The 8,059-nt window shown below is 61.5% G+C and carries 5 protein-coding genes and 1 pseudogene; 4 read left to right on the top strand and 2 right to left on the bottom strand.

Annotated elements, in window-relative coordinates:
* Positions 1–142: 142 nt before the first annotated feature.
* Entirely contained in the window at positions 143–658 is a 516-nt protein-coding gene (locus JNL55_RS13625; RefSeq protein ID WP_293853829.1) for an RNA polymerase sigma factor, read from the bottom strand.
* A gap of 152 nt (positions 659–810) precedes the next feature.
* Between JNL55_RS13625 and JNL55_RS13630 the strand changes: the two genes are divergently transcribed.
* Both JNL55_RS13630 and JNL55_RS13635 read left to right on the top strand, forming a co-directional pair.
* Complete coding sequence (locus JNL55_RS13630; protein ID WP_293853831.1) at positions 811–3,420, top strand: TonB-dependent siderophore receptor; 2,610 nt, start codon at positions 811–813, stop codon at positions 3,418–3,420.
* Complete coding sequence (locus JNL55_RS13635; RefSeq protein WP_293853833.1) at positions 3,420–5,081, top strand: serine hydrolase domain-containing protein; 1,662 nt, start codon at positions 3,420–3,422, stop codon at positions 5,079–5,081. Before JNL55_RS13630 ends, JNL55_RS13635 begins: the two co-directional genes overlap by 1 nt.
* A 75-nt stretch (positions 5,082–5,156) precedes the next feature.
* On the opposite strand, the gene JNL55_RS13640 is transcribed toward JNL55_RS13635, so the two are convergent.
* Complete coding sequence (locus JNL55_RS13640; protein ID WP_293853835.1) at positions 5,157–6,143, bottom strand: LysR family transcriptional regulator; 987 nt, start codon at positions 6,141–6,143, stop codon at positions 5,157–5,159.
* Positions 6,144–6,229: 86 nt separating this feature from the next.
* On the opposite strand from JNL55_RS13640, the gene JNL55_RS13645 reads away from it, so the two are divergent.
* Both JNL55_RS13645 and JNL55_RS13650 read left to right on the top strand, forming a co-directional pair.
* Positions 6,230–7,276 carry an aromatic ring-hydroxylating dioxygenase subunit alpha gene (locus JNL55_RS13645; RefSeq protein ID WP_293853838.1) on the top strand — a complete coding sequence of 349 codons (1,047 nt, stop codon included), beginning with the start codon at positions 6,230–6,232 and terminating at the stop codon, positions 7,274–7,276.
* Between the two features lie 39 nt (positions 7,277–7,315).
* Positions 7,316–8,059: pseudogene (locus tag JNL55_RS13650) on the top strand (hypothetical protein); the annotation flags it as partial.

Raw genomic sequence — 8,059 nt, forward strand, 5'->3', positions numbered from 1 at the left:
GGTCCAACAGACTCGGCTTGCGCATCGTGTCCACCCAATCCGAATCCTGCTCCGACAGCAGATTGTCCAAATAGCGTTCGGTTTCGTTCATTTGCCTGTCCTGGCGTTGAAATCTCGAGAGTTTCATCCAGCTGGGATCCATCTAGCGGTCTTGCAACAGCTTCTTCAGTTTGACGCGGGCACTGGCCACGTAACGCTCGATCTGATGCACGGTCAGATTCGAGGCTTTCGCGGCTTCCTCGTAGGACATGCCGTCGCGTTTGACCAGCAGCAGCGCGATCAGCTCGTTACGAGGCAGTCGTTCCAAGGCGCGTTCGAGTTGCTGGCGCAGGCTCAGCAGGTCGGCCTGCTCGTCGGGCTGCAACCCGTCCGGGTGGTCCAAAGCCTCATGGGCCATGTCCGAGTCGAAGGTCACGCGCTCACGCCGCTGGCGCATCCGAAATTCGTGGACCACGTTGAACGCGATCCCGAACAGGTAGGCCTTGGGATTGCGGGCCAGCTCTCGCTGCCCGATCCGGCTCAGGCGGGCGAACACTTCCTGGCCGATGTCCTCGGCGTTCTGGCTGTGCTTCAGGACGCGCAGCAGAAACCGGTGCAAATCACGGGCATAGCGCTCGAACTGGCCCGGCGTGGCGGGTGGGTCGCTGAGTCGAGTCATCGGGCTGGGTGGAGTGTTCACATCACTATAGTGTGGTCGGCCGAGCAAAACGCCGCAGCTTTTTTTTCTTTGTTTTTTCCGGGGGACTGACTGCGGCGAATTACAGCCTCGACCACACTATCAGCGCAGGGATGGCTAAGAAGAGGCATATGATGAAGACCGTGACGACATTACGACATGCGCTGCTCGCCGCACTGGCCACTGCCGCCTGCGCCAATGCGCAGCCGCCGGAGCAGGCTGCGCCGCCGGTGGTGGAGTTTGCGATCGGCGCCCAGCCGCTGGTCGATGCGCTGAATACCCTGGCACACCAGGCCGGCTTGCAGTTGCTGCTGGACGCCGGCGTTTCCGCCCAGAGCAAAATGGCGCCCGGCCTGAGCGGTTCGTTCACCGCCGAGGCGGCGTTGCGAAAACTGCTGGCTGATTCTGATCTGCGCTATGAGTTCCTGGATCGGCGCACGGTGATGATTCGTGCGTCCTCGGCGGCGAGTACCGGCGCGATGCGTTCGGACGCAGAGGGCACGCTCACCTCGGGGGAAGCCGGCGGACGTTTTCGAGTAGCCCGCGTTGATGGCGCAGCGGCGGCTGAGACTGAAAATTCCGACAACAAGGGCACGAAGCGCCAGACCACGGAAGCTCTCGAAGAGATTATTGTCAAAGGCACCACCATCGACGATCCCATTCTCAGTTCGCGGCTCGGCGATTCGCTGCGCGAACGGCCGCAGTCGGTGAGCATCGTCACGCGTGAGCGCTTGGAGGAACAGAACCTCCATCAGCTCGGCGCGGCTCTGGAACAAACCACCGGCATCACGGTGACCACCGAGAGCATGCTGAAGCAGTACTTTTATTCGCGCGGCTTTCAGATCACTGATATTCACATCGACGGTGGCGCCTCCATCAGCATGAGCAATGGCGGCGGTGACGATCAGGAAGTTACGCTCGACATGGCGTTGTATGAGCAGGTCGAAGTGTTGCGTGGCGCGGATGCGCTGTTCGCTGGCAATGGCGAGCCCGGCGGCACGATTCAGTTGATCCGCAAGCGGCCCACCGAGAAGAACAAGTTCAGCGTCGATCTTTCCGCCGGCCGGTGGGACAACTATCGAGGCCAGCTGGATGCGTCCGGTCCGCTCGGATTCGACGGTCGGGTGCGGGGGCGAGCCGTGTATATGAACCAGCGCTCCAGCTCGTACAAGGAATCCTTGATCAGCGGTAACCATAATCTGGTGTACGGCATTCTGGAAGCCGATGTCGCGGACGGCACGTTGCTCACCGTCGGCGGCAGCTATTCGGAAAACAAACAGCCGTTGGACGGTTTCGGCTTGCCGCGTTACAGCGACGGCCGCGATCTGGGGCTGCCGCGTTCGACCAGCTTGAGCCCTGATTGGTCGCGGGCCGAGACTGAAGACGGTGAAGTGTTCGCGCGTTTGGATCAGCGGCTCGGCGATTCCTGGAGCCTGCGAATCAATGCCATGCGGGTCAAGAAAGACGGCGACTATCTCTACTACTACCCGTGGGGCGCGGTCGATCCGGTGGACCTGACCGGAGCCTGGCTGTATCCCGTCAACTCCATGACCACCTACGTGCAGAACGTTGCCGATGCAACGCTCAAGGGCAGCTTCCAGCTGTGGGGCCGCACTCATAAATTGATCGTGGGCGTGGACTGGCAGGACAAGACCACTAGCGGCCCGCAATGGAACGGCGATGGCATTGCCTACAATCCGTTTCAGTTCGATCCCCGCGCGTACCCCGTTCCGGGCCGCACGGCGATTCCTAACGGCATGCGCGACTTCGGCAATTCTCAGAATGGTATCTATGCGGGTCTGAGCTTGCAGGTGGCGCAGCCGCTGAAGCTGGTGCTCGGCGGACGCTACAGCAACTACGACTATTCGTTGGATTGGCCGTTCTATGACACGACCACCGGCGAGGAGCTGGCTCGCGACCGGCAGCGTTACAAAGAGAGCGACGTGTTCACTCCCTACGCCGGCCTCACGTATGACCTGTCGTCGGGCTGGGTGGCGTACGGCAGTTTCGCCGAAGTCTATCAATCGCAAGCGTCCAGCTTGAGCGGGCCGCCACCGGGCAAGCCGCTGGATCCGAAGACCGGTCGAAATCTGGAGATCGGCCTCAAGGGCGGCTTGGGCGAGGGCCGGGCATTCACCCAGTTCGCCATCTATCAAATCGATCTGGACAACGTCGCGCTGGAAGACATGCGCTATGGCTTCGAGATGAACCAGTCCGGTCAGTGGTGCTGCTTCCTGGCTGCCGGTGAGATTCGCAGCCGCGGTTTCGATGCGGAAATCAGCGGCAACATCACCGAACGCTGGAACATGTTCGTGGGTTACACCTGGAACGAGAACGAATACCGCTCGGGGTACTCCAGCGAACAACTCGGCTCGGTGTTCATGCCACAGACGCCGGAACACCTGTTCAAACTCTGGACCACCTACCGGTTTGCCGGTGACCTCAAGCGCTTGACGGTGAGTGCGGGCGTCAATGCACAGAGCAAGAACTTCTCGCGCGGCAGAGTGACGGTCTACGACGGTTCGCAGAGCCCCATTGGCACGGCACCGTTCGAGTTTACTCAGGATGCGTATGCGATCTTCAATGCGCGAGCCGGGTACGCGATCACCGATAAGTGGTCGGTGTCGTTGAACCTCAACAACCTCACCGACCAGAAGTATTACCAAACGATTTGGAGCTCGGCCGCCCGTAACTGGTACGGCATGCCGAGAAGCTACACGGTGTCGCTCAACGGATCCTGGTAGTGCGACTTCTGTTTGCGTTGCTGTTCGCGGCCGCCCTGCCGGCGGCCGCGGCTGTGCCGTCGAAGGAGCGGGCGGTCGATGCGCTGTTCGCCGAGTACGATCACACCGGCAGCCCGGGCTTGGCGGTCGGTGTGTATCACCAAGGCGAGCCGGTCTATACCGCCGGTTACGGTTATGCCGACCTGGAACACAACGTCGGCATCACGCCGAGCACCCAGTTCTACATCGCCAGTGTCTCCAAACAATTCGTCGCTTTCTCAGCGGCGATGTTGGCGCGCCAGGGCAAGCTCGATCTGGATGGCGACGTGCGTGGCTATCTGCCGTACGTGCCGGACTTCGGCCATAGAATCACGCCGCGCCAAATGATCTATCACACCAGCGGGCTGCGAGATCAATGGGATCTGTTCCTGCTCGGCGGGCGCGACATGAGCGATTGGTTGCGTCAGGGGCAGGTGCTCAGCATGGTCAAGCGCCAGCGAGCGCTGAACTTCACGCCGGGCTCGGATCATTCGTACAGCAACACTGGCTATACACTGCTGGCGGAGTTGGTTGAAGCGACGTCGGGAAGCTCGTTGCGTGAGTTTACGGACGCGCGCATCTTCGCTCCGCTGGGCATGCATCACACCTTCTTCAACGACGATGTCACTGAGATCGTTGCAAACCGCGCGCATTCTTATCAGAAGGTCGACGGCAAGTGGCGCCGCATGCTGATGAACTCCGACAGCGTCGGCGCAACCGGTATGTTCAGTACGGTCGGCGACTTGTTGAAGTGGGCGGGGAATTTTTCTCGGCCGGTCGTCGGCGACGCAGCGCTGATTCGCGAAGTCTCACAAATGGGCCAGCTCGACGACGGCACGCCCATGAACTACGGCTTCGGGCTGACGAAAGAACGTCTGGCCGGTCACCCAGCGCTGGTGCACTCGGGCGTCATGTCGGGTTTCTATGCGCTGTTCGCGTACTTTCCAGAGACCGATTTTGCGGTGGTGCTGCTCACCAATACCTGGATGGAACTGACGCCCAAACTGGAAAAGATCGTTGCGCTGTATCTGAACGAGGGCGCGATGCCCGCCGCCGAGCCGCTGCCGCGAGCGATACAACCGAAACGAGCGTTGATCAGCGCTCTGCAAGGTGAGTACCTGCGGCCCAGCGGCGCGACCTTGGCTCTGAAACCGGACGGCGACGGTCTGACGATGGCGCGTTCCAATTTTTCCTACCGCCTGACCTTGCGTGCGGATGGCACTTTCGACTCCGGCGACGAGCCGCGCCGCTCGGGCGATTTTTATCGGCCGGTGTTCGACCGACGCGGACGAGTCACGGCCATCGAATTTGCCGGGACCGATACTGTGCAAGGCCAGCGCTTCGTGCTGCCGCGGCTGGTACGCGCGACGCCGTCGTTAGAAGAGCTTCGTGGTCTGGTGGGGAACTATCGTAGCGATGAGCTGGACATCACTTACCAGGTTGCGCTTGAAGGCGGCAGCCTGATGTTGAGTTCGCTGTGGTCGCCGGCCCCGGTGAAGTTGGTGGCGACGCTGACCGATCGGTTCGAAGGCGTCTGGCCGACCGCCAGCATCGTCGTCGAACGCGATGCCGGCGGCGCGGCGGTGGCGTTGCTGGTTTCCAGTGGGCGAGTCCGCAACCTGCGTCTCGAGCGAGTGCCGTAGCCAGGTACGGCCGATGTATACGCCGGCATGTCCTGATTCGCTGGCTCGTTGCTGTAGCCGGCGCAGTAGTCGGCTTCAGCGCGCCTTCTTTCGCAGCTGCCCGCCATATAAACGACGCTCGAGCGCCACCCAATCATCGGAGCGATCATTGAACAAGCTGGCCACCTGTTGCCGCAACCAGCGATGTCGCGCATCGCTTTGCAAGCGTCGGTGCCAGTGTTGTTCGACATTGAACATGGGCGGCTTGAAGGGCAGCGGCATCACCTGCAGCGGGCTGGTGTCGGCAAAGCGTGTAGCGACAGCGAGCGGCACAGTGGCGATCAAGTCCGTGCTCTCGACGATGGCTGGCAAGCTGAGATGATGCGGCGTTCGCAGAACGACGCGACGCTCGATGCGTTGGCGTTGTAGCCAAGTATCGAACAACCGGCCACTGCGAGCGGGTGACGTGACGACCACGTGCCCGAGCTGAGCAAAGGCCTTCGCGGTCAGGCGGCCGCGATCCAACGGATGCCCCCGACGCACCAAGCAAGCAAACGTGTGCTGATACAGGCGCTGATGAAAATGCACCTGAGTCGACAACTCGGGGAAGTAGCCGAGAGCCAAATCAACTGTGCCACTGGCGAGCGCTTGCGCCACCGCATCCTCGGACAAAGCTTCACTGCTCACCCGAGTCTGCGGAGCGATGTGTTGAAAGTGATGTAGCAATCTCGGCAAGAAAACCATTTCCGCCAGATCGGACATCGCGAAATGAAACTCCGTGGCTGCGCTCGCAGGCTCGAAGCCGGCCGGTGCGAGCACGCCTTCATCAACCGCAGTCAGCGCATTGAGCGCTGCCTCGATCATCTTTTGAGCGCGCGGCGTCGGCACCATGCCGCCCGCGCCTCGGACGAATAGGGCATCGCCGGTATGAACGCGCAGGCGAGCGAGCGCGGAGCTGAAGCCGGACTGGCTCATGTCGAGGAGCTCAGCTGCTTTACTGACGTGACGCGTCCGGTCGAGCGCAACCAGCATGCGTAGCAGGTTCAGGTCGAACCCGCGGGCGCCGGGGATTATCGTTGCCACAGATAGTGAGTCTCCACGCTATCGGCTTGAGCGTGGATTATCGGCCGCCCAGAATCGAATGCAACCGAGCTGGCGTGGGGGATGGGGTGTTCGTCAAAAACTGCTGGTACGTCGCCGGTTGGGACAAAGAGGTGCCCGCGGACGGGTTCCTCAGCCGCACCATCATCAATGTGCCATTGGTGTTCTGGCGGGATCGCCAAGGCCAGGTGTTGGCCTTGATGGATCGGTGTTGTCATCGCGGCGCCAGGCTGTCGATGGGACGCAAGGAAAAGGGCGGCGATTGTATTCGCTGCATGTATCACGGCCTGGTGTTCGATCGCACTGGCCAATGTATCGGCGCGCCGTCACAAACTCGGATTCCGCTCAAGGCTCAGGTGCGAGCGTTTCCGGTCGTCGAGAAGCACCGTTGGATCTGGATTTGGATGGGCGATCCGGCGCTCGCCGACCCGGACGCGATTCCAGATACACAGTGGCTGGCTCATCCGCAGTGGCGTTCGCTGGACGGCTATCTGCACTACGACGTGAACTATCTGTTGATCGCCGACAATCTGCTGGATTTCTCGCATCTGCCGTTCTTGCATCCGACCACGGTGGGCGGCTCGCCGGACTATGCGGCCGTGCTGCCCAAGGTGGAGCGCAATGAACGCGGCGTGCGTTTGACCAAGTGGGTGGCCAACACCCAGCCGCCGGAGTATTCAGCGAAGTACGCCAACTATCCCAAAGACGCACGCGTCGATCGCTGGATGTACTACGACTTCCTGGTGCCCGGCGTGCTGTTGATGGATTCGGGGATGATGCCTGCCGGCACCGGTGGTCAAGATCAGCATCGAGACGGCGCTATCGCGTTTCGCGGCTGTCAGGCGCTGACGCCGGAGACGGACACGACCACTCATTACTTTTTCGCCCACGCGCACAACTTTTTGATCGATCGGCCCGAGGTCACGAGCGAAATCCACGCCGGTATCGTCAAGGCCTTCGAGGAAGACCGGGCCATGATCACGGCCCAACAACACAACCTGTCGCTCGATCCGGATTTCGTGATGATGCCACTGAGCGTCGATACGGCGCTCTCGCAGTTTCGCTGGGTCGTCAGCCGGCTGATCAAGCAGGAGCAGCCGCCCGCAGCAGCGTAGGAATTTGCGCTGGCACGGATTCTGCTACCTTCTGCCAGCATGAACACTCGCAGACCGTGGCAGTTCCGAGGCAAGGTGTTGCTCGCCTGGGCCATCGTGCTTTTTGGCGCGCTCGGGCTGACAGCGGCAGGGTTCATCGCCGCCGATCGCAGCGTCTCCAGTCAGCTATCCCGCACGCGGGCCGAACTCGGTGCGGCCGTCGATCAAGTCGTGGACCAATTGCAGGCCATCGCCGCGCAGGGGGCGACCCTGGAATCGTTGCCCTCGACCGGCGGTGCGTTGCTCGACCTGAATCTGGCTGAGCGTCCGGGCATGGAAGGCGGCGTGTGGAACGAGCAACGCGGCTTCATGACCTATGTGTTCCCAACCTACGATGGCAGCACGCCCAAGACTCAGTTGCCCGTAGCGGAGTTGCCGAGCATCGAGGCGCTGGCGCATCGAGCTGCCAGCAGCGAGGGGCTCGAAGAAGACTCCATCGTAGGCGAGCGCGAAGCCTTGGTCCGTGCCGCCCGGGCGTTCCAAGTCGAAGGCACCATGTTGGTCGTGTGGGTCATGCAGCGGGTGCCGATCAGTTCATCGCGCGTGCTCACTCAAGGCGCCATGGCGGCGGGCGCGTTGTTGTTACTCATCGTGGTCACCGGGGCCTGGCTCGCTTGGGTGCTAGGTCGCTGGAACTCCGCTCTGACTCAAATGCGTGGCGTGTTGTCGGTCCGGCCGTTGGAAGATTTACCAACTGTGCCCACGTTCCATGAGCGCGAACTGGACGACATCGGCACAGCCATC

Source organism: Steroidobacter sp. (assembly GCF_016790065.1).
Taxonomy (GTDB): domain Bacteria; phylum Pseudomonadota; class Gammaproteobacteria; order Steroidobacterales; family Steroidobacteraceae; genus Steroidobacter.